The sequence below is a fragment of the Streptomyces lonarensis genome (genome assembly GCF_012033735.1).
In the GTDB taxonomy this organism is placed as follows: domain Bacteria; phylum Actinomycetota; class Actinomycetes; order Streptomycetales; family Streptomycetaceae; genus Streptomyces; species Streptomyces lonarensis.
This window is the reverse complement of record NZ_JAAVJD010000148.1, coordinates 1-13,898: the sequence shown is the minus strand read 5'-3', so window position 1 is coordinate 13,898 and position 13,898 is coordinate 1. Positions and strand designations below refer to the sequence as shown.

16 protein-coding genes are annotated in these 13,898 nt (G+C 73.7%); 11 read left to right on the top strand and 5 right to left on the bottom strand.

The window, feature by feature from the left end:
* Window positions 1-2: 2 nt before the first annotated feature.
* Window positions 3-842: an SDR family NAD(P)-dependent oxidoreductase gene (locus HCN56_RS17430; RefSeq protein ID WP_167972205.1), complete on the bottom strand. Its 840-nt coding sequence runs from the start codon at window positions 840-842 to the stop codon at window positions 3-5.
* 73 nt (window positions 843-915) lie between these two features.
* Between HCN56_RS17430 and HCN56_RS17425 the strand changes: the two genes are divergently transcribed.
* Together HCN56_RS17425 and HCN56_RS17420 are read left to right on the top strand one after the other, a co-directional pair.
* The gene (locus tag HCN56_RS17425) at window positions 916-1,503 is read left to right on the top strand and encodes a TetR/AcrR family transcriptional regulator (RefSeq protein ID WP_167972203.1); all 588 of its coding nucleotides are present in this window, start codon (window positions 916-918) and stop codon (window positions 1,501-1,503) included.
* A 538-nt stretch (window positions 1,504-2,041) separates the two neighbouring features.
* On the top strand, window positions 2,042-2,182 hold the full coding sequence (locus tag HCN56_RS17420) for a hypothetical protein (protein WP_167972202.1): 141 nt from the start codon (window positions 2,042-2,044) through the stop codon (window positions 2,180-2,182).
* A 352-nt stretch (window positions 2,183-2,534) separates the two neighbouring features.
* Here the strand turns inward: HCN56_RS17420 and HCN56_RS17415 are convergent, their stop codons facing one another.
* The 3 genes from HCN56_RS17415 to HCN56_RS27285 form a co-directional block, all read right to left on the bottom strand.
* Window positions 2,535-3,500, bottom strand: coding sequence for a hydroxyacid dehydrogenase (locus tag HCN56_RS17415; protein ID WP_312871280.1), 966 nt, complete (start codon window positions 3,498-3,500; stop codon window positions 2,535-2,537).
* Complete coding sequence (locus HCN56_RS17410; RefSeq protein ID WP_167972200.1) at window positions 3,493-4,074, bottom strand: RraA family protein; 582 nt, start codon at window positions 4,072-4,074, stop codon at window positions 3,493-3,495. Before HCN56_RS17410 ends, HCN56_RS17415 begins: the two co-directional genes overlap by 8 nt.
* A gap of 92 nt (window positions 4,075-4,166) precedes the next feature.
* Window positions 4,167-4,985 (bottom strand): IclR family transcriptional regulator, encoded by an 819-nt coding sequence (locus tag HCN56_RS27285; RefSeq protein WP_312871279.1) that lies wholly within the window; start codon window positions 4,983-4,985, stop codon window positions 4,167-4,169.
* A gap of 130 nt (window positions 4,986-5,115) precedes the next feature.
* Here HCN56_RS27285 and HCN56_RS17400 point away from each other — a divergent pair, with 130 nt between their 5' ends.
* The 6 genes from HCN56_RS17400 to HCN56_RS17375 all read left to right on the top strand — a co-directional run bounded on the left by HCN56_RS17400 (window position 5,116) and on the right by HCN56_RS17375 (window position 10,265).
* Window positions 5,116-6,102, top strand: a complete 987-nt coding sequence (locus HCN56_RS17400; RefSeq protein ID WP_167972199.1) for a Bug family tripartite tricarboxylate transporter substrate binding protein — start codon at window positions 5,116-5,118, stop codon at window positions 6,100-6,102.
* Window positions 6,099-6,785, top strand: coding sequence for a tripartite tricarboxylate transporter TctB family protein (locus HCN56_RS17395; protein ID WP_312871278.1), 687 nt, complete (start codon window positions 6,099-6,101; stop codon window positions 6,783-6,785). The genes HCN56_RS17400 and HCN56_RS17395 overlap by 4 nt, the downstream gene beginning before the upstream one ends.
* On the top strand, window positions 6,785-8,311 hold the full coding sequence (locus tag HCN56_RS17390) for a tripartite tricarboxylate transporter permease (protein ID WP_167932010.1): 1,527 nt from the start codon (window positions 6,785-6,787) through the stop codon (window positions 8,309-8,311). The genes HCN56_RS17395 and HCN56_RS17390 overlap by 1 nt, the downstream gene beginning before the upstream one ends.
* 618 nt (window positions 8,312-8,929) lie before the next feature.
* Window positions 8,930-9,067 (top strand): hypothetical protein, encoded by a 138-nt coding sequence (locus tag HCN56_RS17385; protein WP_167972197.1) that lies wholly within the window; start codon window positions 8,930-8,932, stop codon window positions 9,065-9,067.
* Between the two features lie 425 nt (window positions 9,068-9,492).
* Window positions 9,493-9,777 (top strand): hypothetical protein, encoded by a 285-nt coding sequence (locus tag HCN56_RS17380; protein ID WP_167972195.1) that lies wholly within the window; start codon window positions 9,493-9,495, stop codon window positions 9,775-9,777.
* On the top strand, window positions 9,774-10,265 hold the full coding sequence (locus HCN56_RS17375; RefSeq protein ID WP_167972193.1) for a hypothetical protein: 492 nt from the start codon (window positions 9,774-9,776) through the stop codon (window positions 10,263-10,265). Before HCN56_RS17380 ends, HCN56_RS17375 begins: the two co-directional genes overlap by 4 nt.
* 76 nt (window positions 10,266-10,341) lie before the next feature.
* Here the strand turns inward: HCN56_RS17375 and HCN56_RS17370 are convergent, their stop codons facing one another.
* Entirely contained in the window at window positions 10,342-10,821 is a 480-nt protein-coding gene (locus HCN56_RS17370; protein ID WP_167972191.1) for a hypothetical protein, read from the bottom strand.
* Between the two features lie 280 nt (window positions 10,822-11,101).
* On the opposite strand from HCN56_RS17370, the gene HCN56_RS17365 reads away from it, so the two are divergent.
* The 3 genes from HCN56_RS17365 to HCN56_RS17355 all read left to right on the top strand — a co-directional run.
* Entirely contained in the window at window positions 11,102-12,013 is a 912-nt protein-coding gene (locus HCN56_RS17365; protein ID WP_167972189.1) for an ATP-binding cassette domain-containing protein, read from the top strand.
* Window positions 12,010-13,269: a DUF7224 domain-containing protein gene (locus tag HCN56_RS17360; protein WP_167972187.1), complete on the top strand. Its 1,260-nt coding sequence runs from the start codon at window positions 12,010-12,012 to the stop codon at window positions 13,267-13,269. The genes HCN56_RS17365 and HCN56_RS17360 overlap by 4 nt, the downstream gene beginning before the upstream one ends.
* A 101-nt stretch (window positions 13,270-13,370) precedes the next feature.
* Window positions 13,371-13,898 (top strand): hypothetical protein (locus HCN56_RS17355; protein ID WP_167972185.1); only part of this gene is annotated, 528 nt, incomplete at its 3' end.

The following is a 13,898-nucleotide window of genomic DNA, read 5'->3' as shown; positions in this document are numbered from 1 at the left end:
GGTCAGGCCGGGCTCGGCGCGGGTGCCACGCCCGCGCCGCCCGCGCCGCCCGCGCCGGAACGTGCCGACATCGCGCCGCTGAGGATCACCGCGCGGCGGCGCGTGACGAGGCGTGGGAGCCGTCCGGCCAGCGCGTTGCGCCGCCCCGACTGCACACTCGGGCGCCGCCCCCGGTCCAGGGCGCGCAGCGCGGTACGCACCACCTGCTCCGGCGTCTCGTAACTCCCCTTGTAGGCACCGCCGCTCAGGTCGTCGAAGAACTCGGTGCGGGTCAGGCCGGGCGCCAGGGAGAGCACGCGCAGGCCCGTCCCGCGCGACTCGTACCAGAGCGCCTCCGTGAAGCTGAGCACGAACGCCTTGCAGGCGCCGTAGACCGCCATGCCCGGCGTGGGCGAGTACGCCGCCATGCTGGCGACGTTCACCAGGATGCCGTTGCCCGAGGCCCGCAGCGGGCCGATGAACGCCCGGGTGAGGTCGACGAGATTGGCGACGTCCACGGTGATCTCGTCCGACAGCGCGGCCGGGTCCTCGGTGTGGAACAGGTTGTCCGTGCCGAAGCCGGCGTTGTTCACGAGCCCGGTCACCGGGATGCCCCGGTCGCCGAGATCCGCTGCCAGCGCCCGTCCGGCCCCGGGCAGCGAGAGGTCCAGGGCGATCGGGGTGGCACGGACGCCGTGAGCGTCGCGGAGTTCCTCGGCAAGCGCCTCCAGGCGGTCCAGTCGGCGTGCGACGAGGACGAGGTCGGAACCGCGGCGGGCGAGTTCGCGTGCGAACGCGGCTCCGATGCCGGAGCTCGCACCCGTGACAACGGTGCACTGGTCGGTGAAATCAACAGCAGCCATGCCGTGCACCCTAAGCGCATTCTTGCACTTGGTGCAACAATCTACCTTCGGTGAGGCTGTCTACACTGAACCCATGGCCGAGACACCCAGCCTCCGTGAACGGACCCGCCGCGCGGTCCGGGCGGAGATCGCCGCGGCGGCGATGCGCCTCTTCACCGAGCACGGCTTCGACGCCACCACGGTCGACCAGATCGCCGCGGCGGCCGGTATCTCGCGTCGCTCCTTCTTCCACTACTTCGGAAGCAAGGAGGACCTCGTCATGGGTGACACCGCCGCCATCGGCGAGTCGGTGCGGGCCGCGCTGGAGGCACGACCGGCGGACGAGTCGGCCTGGACGGCGATCCGCGAGGCGTTTCTCGGGCTGCGGTCGACCCACGGGTCGGTCAAGGAGCAACTCGTCCTGGCCCGGCTCTACCACGACGCTCCGACGCTCCGCGCCCGCCACCTGGAGAAGCACCTGCGGTGGCAGGAACTGCTCGCGCCCGACATCCAGCGCCGCCTCGGCCTCCCCGCGACCGAAGCGCCCGACCCGCGTGCCCGCGCTTTCGTCGCCGCTGCCCTCGCCTGTCTCGACGCCGCGGTCGACGCGTGGGCGGAGTCCGGCGGCGCCGCCGACCCCGTGCAGCTCTTCGACGAGGCCACGGCGCTGCTGCGCGCCTGACCGCCCGGTCGGCGGCGACACACCCCGCCCGCGCACGCCCCGCTGGTGGGCTGCTCCTTCGCGCCGAAAGCGGCGCTGCGGCGGCGCTGCCGAGAACTGCCTGGACAGCCGTCATGACGTGGCGTGCCAAGACGGCTTGACTGTGGGGTGTGAGCGGGCCGGGCGCGCGGAGGCGCGGCAGGGGCGCTCGCAGAGGAGGGGCAGGACTCGATGAAGCACGCCGACGCACGGGCCGCCCGCGTGGACTCGCGACGGCGGCCCACCGCACTCCGGCAGCCAGGGGGGCCGTCGCAGTAGCAGCGCGGCATCCGCAGTAGGCGCGAGCAGCAAGGCAACGCGCACTCGCCGAGCCCCGTCTCGCCGCCGGCCCGGGGCGGACACGCACGGCGTCCGGGCCGAGGCGTCCCTCATGGAGCGGTCCGGAGGCGTCGTCTCCGGCCTGCCCGAATCGGTCGGCGCCGCCCGGCTCCAGCCACCGCGGTCGACACCGCCGGCGGCGTTGCACCCTGGTCAACCCTGGACGAAGGAAGAGACACCCATGCGCGTGAAGACGACCTCCCGCACGCTCGTCACCTTCAGCGCCATCGCCGCCATCGCCGCCACCGCCGCGATCGGCGCGGGCGGGCTGGTCACCGCCGGTTCCGCGACCGCCGGGCCGGCGCTGACAAGCAGACGGTGACCACCTCCGGTACCGGGCCGTCCGCAGCCGCAGCGGCGCCGCCCGCGCGACGGCGCACCGTCACCAGCCGCGGCCGCCGACGTCGATCCGCCCGCCGTCAACAACCTCGGCCTCGGCAACCAGCAGGCCCGCAACGTGCAGTGCTTCCTGAAGAGCAGGGCCGGGACTGCACGGGCGGCCTGGACGGTCTGCTGGGCCACCGGGAGCCGGTAGGCCATGCAGCGCCGGCCGGCCGGCGGCTACGGCTGCACCGGTGCGATCGGCGGCATTGCCGGCGCCGGGACCCAGGCGGCTGGGCCGGTGGTGCGCGACGCCCGTCGCGTCACCACCGGCCCTCGCCGTCCGGGGCGCGTCAGCCCAGGTGGGCGATGACGTGGTCGGCCGCCTCCAGGGCGACGCGGCGCATGGCCTCCTCGGTCTGCGCCCCGACGTGCGGGGTGATGACGACCGTCGGCTCCGACCGCAGCGGGTGGTCGGCCGGCAGCGGTTCGACCGCGGTGACGTCCAGTCCCGCGCCCGCGAGGTGGCCCTCACGGATCGCCGTCAGCAGCGCGGCCTCGTCGAGGACGCCGCCGCGCGCGGTGTTGAGGACCACCGCGCCCCGGGGGAGCGCCCGCAGTTGCGGCAGCCCGATGAGTCCGCGGGTCGCCGGCACCAGCGGCACATGGAGGCTGAGGTTGTCGGTCTCGGTGAGCAGCGTCGGCAGGTCCACGGGCTCCGCCCCGGCCGCGCTGATCTGGGCGTCGGTGAGCCCCGGGTCATGGGCGAGGACGCGCATGCCGAAACCGCCGGCGGCGATGGCGGCGACGTCGCGCGCGATCCGCCCGTAGCCCACCAACCCCAGTGTCGAGCCGCTCAGTTCACGGCCGCGGATGGACCCGCGGACGTCGCCGCCCTCGTTGCGGACGGCGATGCCGATGCCCCGGCGCACCGCCAGCAGCAGCGCGACGGTGTGCTCGGCCACCGAACGGGTGTTGGCGGCAGGCGTCGTGGTGACGGCGATGTCCAACTCGTGGGCCCGGTCGGTGTCGACGGTGTCCAGCCCGACGCCGTGGCGCGCAACCACCCGCAGGTTGGGAGCGCGGAGCATCATGTCGCCGTCGACGCGGGCGGTCCGCAGCAGGATCGCGGTGACGCGGTCGCAGACCTCGTCGAAGGTCTCCGCGTCGGGGCCGTGACCGAGGCTGACCTCGGCGTGCTCCCGCAGTCGGGTGACCGCGTCCTCGTGGACGGGCCGGGGAATCCAGACCAGCGGACGCCCGGCGCCGGAGGGGCGCGCGCCGCCGGGGGCGGCCTCGGCAGCGGCGTGCTCAGTCACGGGGCACCAACCTCTGGTTGGCGGCGCGCCGTTCGGCCTCGCCGGCGATGAGCTGCTCCGCCGCCGCGACGGTCTCCGCGATCCGTGCCCGGGGGACCACCGTGACGCCGTCGTCGTCCCCGACGACCCAGTCACCGGGGTGGACGGGGACACCGCCCACGGCGATCGGCTCGCCGACGCGGTACGGGCCGTTCTTCCACGGTCCGGCCGGTGTGACGGCGCGGGCGAAGACCGGCACGCCCAGCTCCTCCAGCTCCGCGACGTCCCGCGCGGCGGCGTCGAGGACGATGCCGCCGACCTCCAGTGCCTTGGCCTTCTGCACGATCAGCTCGCCGATCACGGCGCGCGTGGTGTCGCCGCCGCCGTTGACGACGAGGATCTCGCCACGGCGGATCGTCTCGAACGCGGCGTGCAGCCCCTTGTTGTCGCCGGGGCGGGTCCAGACGGTGAACGCCGGACCGGAGAGGGCGGCGCCGCGCCACAGCGGGCGGATGCCCTCGACCGCGCCGAAGCGGTCCATGGCGTCGGAGAGGGTGGCAGCCGGCAGCGCGCCGGGGGCGGGGTGGTCGTGCACGGTTCTCCCTGGGGTCGGGGGCCGTGGCCGCGCTGCGGCCACGGACGGGCGCGGGCCGGGCGCACCCCGGGCGGGGGGTGGCGCCCCGCCCGTCAGTAGAGGGCCGGGGGCAGCCCGGTGCGGGCCACGTCCTCCGCGCAGCGGCGGACGGCGTGCACGAAGCCGGGGATCTTGTCGTCGGTGAACCGGACGGTCGGCCCGCCCAGCGCCAGGACGACGGTGCGGGCGGGCCGGCGCGCGTCGGGGAAGCGGACGGGGACGGCGAGGCCGCTGTTACCCGCCTCGCGCTGCCCGTGGGTCAGGCTCCACCCCTGGGACACGGCGAGGGCGACCCCCTCCCGGATCTCGGCGGCGTCGGTCGTGCCGGCCGGGCCGGCACGACCGTCGGGACCCGCCTCGGCGACTATGCGGCCGATCAGGCCGTCCAGCTCGGACTCCGGCTCCATGCCGAGCAGCACGTACGCCGCGGAGCCGACCGTCATGGGCAGCTCGTCGCCGGGCTGCACCGCGTGCCGGAGGGTGTTGGGGCTCGGTGCCTGGCCGACGACGACCCGGCGGGTGCCCTCCCGCACGTAGAGGCTGACGGTCTCGCCCGTCTCGGCGGCCAGCGCGCGCATCCGCGCCAGCGACGCCGCCGGGACAGCCCAGGCGGACTCCGCGAACGCGGCGAACGCGATGAGGCTGGTGCCGACCCGGACCTGTGCGTCCGCGCCCACCTCCAGCAGCCCCTCACCGGCCAGGGTGTCGACCAGCCGCAGGACGGTGGTCCGCGGCAGGCCGGTCTCCCGGACGAGGTCGGCGAGGGAGAGGGACATGCGGTCCGGGGTGAAGGTGCGCAGTACGCGCCACGCCCGGCTCACGGCCCGGATTCCGCCGGCGTTGTCGCCGCCATCTGCGGTTGGTGCGGACACGATCCAGGGCCTCCTCTGAAATCTGTTCGAACTGAAGGGTTGTATACCACCTGGCGGTCATCTATATCTACTAGGCGGACACCTCCGGGTGGTCCAAACCCTCTGTAAACAGGCCAATCAAGGAGTGACCGTGCGGAAGAAACGTCCCGCGCTCGCGGTCCTCGGGGTCGCGGCAACGCTGGTCCTCGCGGGGTTCGCCGCGGTGGACGCCAGCAACTCCACCTCGGGCGCCACACCGAGGTCCAAGCTCACCGTCACGGCGCCGGCGGCGCCCGGCGGCGGCTGGGACCTCGCCTCACGGGAGCTCCAGCAGGCGCTTCGCGCCGGCTCGATCGTCAACAACGTGCAGGTCGTCAACGTCCCCGGTGCCGGCGGCACCATCGGCCTCGGACAGTTCGTGGAACTGGGCGCCGACCCGACGCGGATGATGATGACGGGCACGGTGATGGAAGGTGCCATCACCGTCAACAACAGCCCCGTCGACCTCGACGACACCACCCCGATCGCCCGCCTCGCCGAGGACTACGAGGTGCTGATCGTCCCCGCCGACTCCCCGTACGAGACGCTGGACGACTTCGTCGAGGCCTGGCGCGAGAACCCCCGCAGCCACGCCATCGGCGGCGGCGGCCTCGGCGGCACCGACCACCTGCTCGCCGGTCTCACCGCCCGCGAGGCGGGCGTCGACCCGGAGGAGATGAACTACATCGCCTTCGCCGGCGGCGGCGAAGTCCTCACCGCGCTGCTCTCCCACACGGTGGAGCTCGGCGTCAGCGGCTACAACGACTTCCGCGACCAGATCGAGGCCGGCAACCTCCGCGCCCTCGCCATCTCGGCCGAGGAGCCCGTCGACGGCATCGACACCCCGACCCTGATCGAGCAGGGCATCGACGTGGCGCTCCCCAACTGGCGCGGCCTGGTGGCCCCACCCGGGATCACCGACGAGCAGCGTCGTGAACTCATCGACATCGTCGAGGAGATGGCCCAGACACCGGAGTGGCAGGACGCCCTCGACCGCAACAAGTGGGTCGACGCGCTGCTGACCGGTGACGAGTTCGCCGCATTCATCAGCGAAGACCAGGCCCGGGTCGACGCCGTCATCGAGGAGTTGGGGCTGTGACCACCGAATCCGCCCCCGACCGCGGGCACTCGGAGTTCCTCGCGCGCCGTACCGGCCTCGTCATGCCGGCGCTGCTGCTGGTCGCAGGCGTCGTCCTGGCCATCGGGACGTTCACCATGGACGTGCCCAGCGGCGTGGCCTCGCCCGGCCCGCAGATGTTCCCGGCCTTCATCTCGGTCGCCTGTCTGGTCTTCGCGGTGCTGCTCGCGGTGGACGTGCTGCGCAAACCGGAGCCGGAGCAGGTCGCCGCCCGCACCGCTCCCGCCACCGGCGGCACTGCCGCCCGCACGGCCGAGCCGACCACCGCGACCCCGGACGGGCAGGCCACCGCGCCCGCCGCCACCCCGGACCGCGACACCACCGCGGTCGGCGGCGCGACCGCCGCCGGTGAGACGTCGGCCGTCGGCGGAGCCGCCGTGGAGGAGCCGCTGCGCATCCGCTCCAACCGACCCGCCGTCCTCGGCCTGGTCGGCACGGTGATCGTCTTCATCGCGCTGCTCGTGCCGCTGGGCTGGATCATCGCCGGCGCGCTGCTCTTCTGGGGCGTCGCCCGCACCCTCGGCAGCCGCCGACCGGTCTTCGACATCTTCGTGGCGGTCGCGATGTCCTCCAGCATCCAGCTGGCCTTCTCCGCGGGGCTGGGCCTCAACCTTCCCCCCGGCATCCTCGCGGGAGTCTTCTGATGAACCAGCTGAGCAACCTCGGGGACGGCTTCCTGACCGTCCTCACCCCGATGAACCTGCTGTGGGTGTTCGTGGGCGCCCTGCTCGGCACCGCCGTCGGCGTGCTCCCGGGGCTCGGCTCCGCGATGGCCGTGGCGCTGCTGCTGCCGGTCACCTTCTCCCTCGACCCCATCGGCGCGTTCATCATGTTCGCCGGTGTGCTCTTCGGCGGACTGTTCGGTGACTCCATCTCCGGCATCCTCATGAACACGCCGGGCAACAGCACCGCCATCGCCAGCACCATCGAGGGCCACAAGATGGCCCAGGACGGCCGGGCCGCGCAGGCGCTGGCCACCTCTGCCATCGCCTCGTTCTTCGGCGGCACCGTCGCCGCGATCCTGGTGGTCTTCTTCGCGCCGTCGCTGGCGAGACTCGCCACCCACTTCGGGCCGGCGGAGTACCTGGCGCTCGCGGTGTTCGCGTTCGTCGCCATCTCGGCGGTGGTGGGCGAATCGATTCTGCGGGGTCTGACCTCGCTCGTCATCGGTCTCGCCATCGCGCTGGTCGGCATCGACGGCATGTCCGGCGCCTCGCGGTTCACCGGCGGGATGCCCGAACTCTTCGACGGCATCAACATCGTGGTGATCACCGTCGGGCTGCTGGCCCTCGGCGAGGTCATCGCCGTCGCGGCCCGGCGCGGCACCAAGGAGGAGGCCAAGCTCATCACCTCCGCCGGCCGACTGTGGCTCTCCCGCAAGGAGTTCCGCCTCGCCCTCCCGGCGTGGGTGCGCGGCACCACCATCGGTGTGCCCTTCGGCATCATCCCCGTGGGCGGCTCCGAGGTGCCGACCTTCCTCGCCTACGGCACCGAGCGCCGGCTCGCCGCCCGCAAGCCGGGCAACATGTTCGGGCGCGGCGACGGCCGGGGTGTCGCCGGACCGGAAGCCGCCGGCAACGCCACCGCCAGCACCGCCATGGGCGCGCTGCTCGCCCTCGGCCTGCCGACCTCCGCAACGGCGGCGGTTCTGCTGGCCGCCTTCCGCCAGTACGGGCTCCAGCCCGGCCCCCTGCTCTTCGAGCGGGCCAGCGAACTGGTCTGGGCGCTGCTGGCCAGCTTCTTCATCGGCATGGTCGTGCTGCTGATCCTCAACCTGCCGTTCGCCCCGCTCTGGGCGAAGCTGCTGAAGGTGCCGCGGCACTACCTCTACGCCGGCATCACCGTCTTCGCGATGCTCGGCATCTACGCCACCAGCAGCAAGGTCTTCGACCTGGTCCTGGTGCTCGCCATCGGCCTGCTGGGCTTCGGGATGCGGCGGTACGGGCTGCCGGTCGCCCCCGTGCTGATCGGCGTCATCCTCGGCCCGCTCGCCGAGACCGAGTTCCGACGCACCATGGCCGTCAGCGAGGGCGACCCGTTCGCCCTGGTCTCCAGCCCGATCTCCGCGACGCTGTACATCGTCCTGGCGCTCGGCGTCACCGGCCTCCTCGTCCAGCGCTCCCGGGCGCGGAAGAAGGAGGAGAGCCGGCTGATGACCCCCGTCGCCTGACACCCACGGCGCACGACGCACCCCTGGGCCCGGCCCCCGCAACCAGCGGGGCCGGGCTCGCGGCGTGCGTCGGTCCGTTGCCGGAAGCCGCAGTTCGGCGGGGCTGATCCGGCCATTCCGGTGCGGTCGCTGTCGACGCTCCCGGGTGGCCGGTCGTGCGCGGACGCGTCCTGTCGGGCTGCCCGACGCGGGTCAGGCGGCAGCGGGCGTGGGCGCGCGGCGGGTTCGCCGGCTTGCGGCCCTGGTGTACCGGTGGCGTGTTCTGGGGGGCATGCGCCCCGAATTCCAGGGCATTGCCGGTAGTCACCTGGTGATCACTGTGCAAGGGTGCACGGGTCGTGGCGGCGGTGTGCGCCGTCCATGACATCCCGTGGGGGGAACTGTGCGCATCCGCGCTCGCGGCGCGCCGGGTCGGCGTGCACGGAACCAGGCGAGGGCAGTGGTGGGGCTCCGTCATCCGCCTCTAACCCGCCGGGCTCCGGGGCGCTGGAGCACGGGGGGCGGCCGGTGGCTTGCTGGCGGTGTCCGACCCCGACCCTGACTCCGCCGCGGGAATGGGGCCGGTTTCCTCGCTGCCGCTACGTCGCCGCAGCGGCAGACCGACAGAAAGAGGACGGTGTGAGCGAACTGGTTGCCAAAGGTGTGTCGCTGGGGCTTCCGACGTGGGTTGGTCTCGCGATCGGGGCGCTCAGTGTTATCGGAATGATCATTGTCGTTATCGTTTATGGCGGGAAAGAAGAGAACGGGGGCGGGTGAGAGGGGTCGAAAGCGGGTTCTGGTCGCATGGCCCCGGCGAAGCTTCAACCTGCATGATGGGGCGCGAGGTCGGTGCTGAGGGTTCTTGACCCGTCTCCCTGGCCAACGCGTTGACGTTGAAGGGGTCGCATGTCGAAAAAGGATTGGATGCTAGCGCCTGTCGCTCTCGCGATGCCCGCGGCAATCACCTGTTTCGTTCTCCATCATTTCGGTGTCCGTCCCTTCGCGATTCTGTTCCTGGTGCTCTGCGCTGGTTCGGTGCTCATGGTCATGCGAGTAGCCAACAGAAGGAAGACGGCCTTTGCTGCCCGGGCGTCGGGGAGAGTCCACGGGGCGGGCTGATCCGACGCGCTGAGTCCCTGCGCGGCGCCAATGCGTCCCCCGCCCCCGGTACCCGGGGTGCGCCAGCGAGAGGAGAGAACGCGATGAGCGGAGAGAACGCGATGCGGCAGCGCCGCACATACGTGATGAGTGACTCGATGCGGCGCTCCGCCCGGGTGGTGCAGTGGGTGTCGGTGCCGCTGGGCCTGGTGGCCTGCTGCTACGTGGTGTGGTACCTCGTCACCGGTGGTGGCGTGGCAGTCGTGCTGTGGTGGACCTTCTGGGTCGTGGCGATGGTGCTCGGCTGGTTCGGGCAGCGCCGGGTCCTGCGGCGCGACGCCGAAGCACGAGCCGAAGCAGCAGGCACCGACACCCGCGAGGCGTCGTGAGCGGGCGGAAGGCGGGCGTGCTCCTCGGGGTGGCGCTGCTGCTCACGGTGGTGGTGGGGGTGGTGCTCGGAGCCACCGGCGCGAGCCGGACGGTTGTCCAATGGGCCCTCGTCGCCGTCGTGGTCGTGATCACTCCTCCGGCGATGCTGCTTCTGCGGCATCGGCAGCCGGAGGCAACCCGCACCACGACGTACTCCCTCGCGCCATGGCACCGGCGGATGTCGAAGTTCGGGGTGGTCCTCTTCACCCTGCTGGCGATGGTCTGGGTATGGCTGCTGGTGATGGGCATCAGCGCCGGGGAATCGGCGGGACGTCTGGCCTGGAATGCCGCACAACTGGCGTTCGCCCTGGCGATGCTGGCACTCAACCAGGTCACGCTCCGCCGTGACGCCCGTGCGCGGCGCGCGGCCGTGGAGGGCGATGACGGTGTCGAGGGTGCCACGGGCACCCTCGACACCCGCGGCGGGAGGCTACGGCAGACACCGTGACCACCGGTGCCAGAGCCCGGCGGCCGGTCGCCGGGCGACCCGCACCGTCGCCGCGCGACGTCCGCGCACGACCCTCTCAGCGCTCGCCCGCCCCCGGGCGGCGGCGGCCGGCGGCGTGCACCGCCAGCGCGGCGAAGGCCGCCGCCGCGAGGCCGCCGACGGCGAGCGTCCTCGGCGAGGCGACCCGCTGCGCGGGAAGCGCAGGTCGCTGCAGGGCCGGACCCGTCCGCCGCCGGGCGAACCGCGAGTCCGTCGACTGCCAGGAGAGGAGCGAGCGGTCGGACTGGCCGGAGAGCACGGATGTGATCGACTGGAACGATCCGATCGAGAACAACGACATCGCCGAGCCGATCGACCCGACGGACAGCGCCGAGCCGATCGACAGGACCGAACCGGTCGAGCCGATCGACAGGACGGAGCCCGCCGAACCGATCGAGAGGATCGATCCTGCGGAGCCGATGGACAGCAGGGAGCCGGTCGATCCGACGGACAGGACCGAGCCCGCCGACGACGCCGGTTGGGTGTGGTCCTCGTGCGGACCGCCGTGACAGGACATGCGCCCATTGTCCGCCACGTCGGCGCCCTCCGTCGTTAGGCCGGATGAGTGCCCGACGGGGTTCGGCCGCGCCGGCCCGCCCGGTGTGCCCGTGCCGCCCCGCACGCAGCAGCGCGCGCGTTCAACCACCGTCGCCACCAGTGCGGATGACCGAAGATCCACTCCCGGGCACGGTGGGTGACGGCTAGGGTCGTGGGCGCGGTCCGCAGCGAACGTCGGGCCGCTGTCCGGGGCGTGGGGCGCCGGGCAGGGGGAGACACGACGGGGGTTCCACCGCACGATGCTCGACGTCATCGGACTCAGCCAGGGATACCGGCGACGACCGGTCATCCACGATCTCAGCATCTCGCTCGGAGCCGGGGCCTTCGGGCTGCTCGGGCCGAACGGGTCCGGCAAGAGCACCCTGCTGCGGACCCTCGCTACCACGACGCCGACCCCGCGCCCCGGCCAACTGCGGCTGTTCGGCTCGCTCCTCGACTCGCGGCGCGCGGTCCGCGCCGCCCGCCGCCGCATCGGGTACCTGCCGCAGAGCTTCGCCCACCCGCCCGGGTTCACCGTCCGCGACTTCGTCCGGCACTGCGCCTGGCTGCGGGAGGTGCCGGCGGCCCGGATCAACAGCGCCGCGGACGAGGCGATCGAACGCGTCGAGCTCGGCGACCGCGCCGACACCCCGCTGCGGAAGCTGAGCGGGGGCATGCTCCGCCGAGCCGGGGTCGCCCAGGCCATCTGCGACCAGCCGGATCTGGTCATCCTCGACGAACCGGCCAACGGCCTGGACCCACAGCAACGCGTGCGGTTGCGGGCCGTGTTGCGGGAGCTGTCGGCGAGCAGCTGCGTCGTCGTCTCCACCCACCTGGTGGAGGACACCGCCCACCTCTGCGACCGGGTCGGCGTGTTGTACGAGGGGCGGCTGCGTTTCGACGGCACACCCGAGGAGTTGGCGGCGGCTGCCGGGGATGAGGACGCGGGGGACACCCCGCTGGAGCGCGGCTACACCGCGACCCTCGCCGCGCCGCCCCTGCCGACCGGCGCCCCGCCCCCGGCAGCGCACCACCGGCCGTCACCGGACACCGGCCCGCGCCCCGGCGAAGCAGCACCCGGTGGGGCAGCACCCGGTGGGGCAGCACCCGGTGGGGCTGCGCACGGCGGGGCTGCGCACGGCGGGGCGGCCGCGCCGCGTGACGCGTCATGACCGGCTACCGGATCGAACTGCGCCGCTCCCCGCTGCGCTGGTGGTACCTGCCGCTGGTCGCGCTGGCGGCGGCGATGGCCGTGCTGCCCGGCGCGTGGCAGGACTCCTGGCCACGTGCCTCCGCCGCGGCGTCGGCCGCGGCGTTGCCGCTGATGGTCGCCGGCTGCGGCCTGGTCGCCCACCGGGCGGGCGCGGCCGCCCGCCGCGGTGCCGACGCACCCGTCGCCTCGCGGCGCGGCTCCACCGCGGAACTGGTCTCGCTCGCCGCCGACGCCACCTGGCTGGCCGCGGCCCACCTCACCGCGGTTGCCGTGGTCTGGGGCGCCGCGCTTGCGGTGGGACTGCCGGGCGCGCCGTGGCCGGAGTATCCGCTGTTCGGGCTGGCGGGGGTGGTCCTCGCCGCTGCGGTCGGGCATGTCCTGGGCCGACTGCTGCCGACCCGCTACACGCCCGTGCTCGCCACCGTCGGCGGCTACGTGCTGTTCCTCGCGGTCATGGCGGACGGGTCGCCGCTGACGGCGACCATCGGCTACCAGGGGGTGGAGCAGCGGCTGTCCGCGACGCACCTGGTGTGGCGGTTGGCGCTGGTCGCGCTGGCTGTCACCGCCGTCGTGCTCCTCACCGGCGGCCGGAGCGACGCGCGCCCCTCGGGGCGCCGGCCGGCGCGTTCGATGCGGCTCGCCGGGCCGGCGGCGGCAGCGGCGCTGCTGGTCGGAGTCGTCGCCATGCCGTCCGGACCGGAGGCGGGGTTCCACACCGCGCGCACCTCCGCCGACCCCGCCTGCGACGGGACGGTCGATGACGGCGAGGTCTGCGTCTGGCCGGAGCACGCGCACCGGCTGCCCGACGCGGTCGACATGGCCGGGCGGCTGGCGGCGGCGGGCGAGGGCGTGATCCCGGCCGGGGTCGTCCATCGGGAGGTGGGACTGGCCGGAGCGGGCGCCGTGGGGCAGGGCTTCCTCCTCGACCACGGGAGGGGGGACCTGGCGCGGACCATGGCGGGGGGCTCGGTTGCGGCGACGCTGCCGGTCTGTGACCGCTGGGGCCCGCAGGAGTGGGCGGTGCAGGACGCGCTGACGCTCTGGCTGGAGCTGCGGGCGCTCGACACCGACCGGCTGCCGAACCGTGGGAGCTTCTCGTCGGGGGAGGATGCCGACCGTACGGACGAGGTGGTGCGGGTGCTGGCGCTGCCGCACGCCGAGCAGACCGCCCGGGCCCGCGCGTGGACGGCCGAGCTGGAGGCCGCGCCGTGCTGAGCGCCGCCGGCGGAACACCGGGGCGGCCGACGGTCGACCCGTCATGCGACCGCCGCCTGCCGGAGGCCGCCGGGCCGCCTCCGGCGGGCCATCGCCGCGCCGTGGTGCTGCGGCACCTGCGAGGCCACGGCGGTGCGCTGCCCCTGGCGCTGCTGGCGGTCTGCGCGGCCGGCTGGTTGTGGTGGGGCGACCGCTTCCTCGTGCTGCCGCACCTCGGCGGTGGCGCGGGCATCCCGGTGGCAGCGGCGCACGCGCTGCCGATCGCGGTGGCCGTCGTGATCGTCCTGTCGGCTGAGGACGGTATGCGGGACTTCTCGGCCCGGGCGGCACGCTCCCGCCGCGTCGTCCTCGCCCGGCATCTGGCAGCCGCGTTCGCCGCCGGTGCGGCGGTTTGCGCCGTCGGCGCGCTCGCGACGGGGACGGCCGACCAACTGCCCGTCGCGCTGCGGAACCTGCTGCTGGCCACCGGGCTGGGCGCGCTGTGCGCCGCGCCCTGGTCACCCCGCCTGGGCTGGCCGCTGCCGCTGCTCGCCGATGATGCGGGCGGCGGGTTCGGGGGTGTCGCCCTCGGCGAGCGCGGCGTTCTTGACCTTGGCCATGGTGTGCATGGTGTGCACCAGCGGCACCCC

Coding starts and splice junctions, on each gene's coding strand:
- HCN56_RS17365 (WP_167972189.1), top strand. CDS start 11,102: ATGCTCGACGTCATCGGACTCAGCCAGGGATACCGGCGACGACCGGTC.
- HCN56_RS17420 (WP_167972202.1), top strand. CDS start 2,042: ATGCGCGTGAAGACGACCTCCCGCACGCTCGTCACCTTCAGCGCCATC.
- HCN56_RS17425 (WP_167972203.1), top strand. CDS start 916: ATGGCCGAGACACCCAGCCTCCGTGAACGGACCCGCCGCGCGGTCCGG.
- HCN56_RS17380 (WP_167972195.1), top strand. CDS start 9,493: ATGAGCGGAGAGAACGCGATGCGGCAGCGCCGCACATACGTGATGAGT.
- HCN56_RS17360 (WP_167972187.1), top strand. CDS start 12,010: ATGACCGGCTACCGGATCGAACTGCGCCGCTCCCCGCTGCGCTGGTGG.
- HCN56_RS17430 (WP_167972205.1), bottom strand. CDS start 842: ATGGCTGCTGTTGATTTCACCGACCAGTGCACCGTTGTCACGGGTGCG.
- HCN56_RS17370 (WP_167972191.1), bottom strand. CDS start 10,821: ATGTCCTGTCACGGCGGTCCGCACGAGGACCACACCCAACCGGCGTCG.
- HCN56_RS17390 (WP_167932010.1), top strand. CDS start 6,785: ATGAACCAGCTGAGCAACCTCGGGGACGGCTTCCTGACCGTCCTCACC.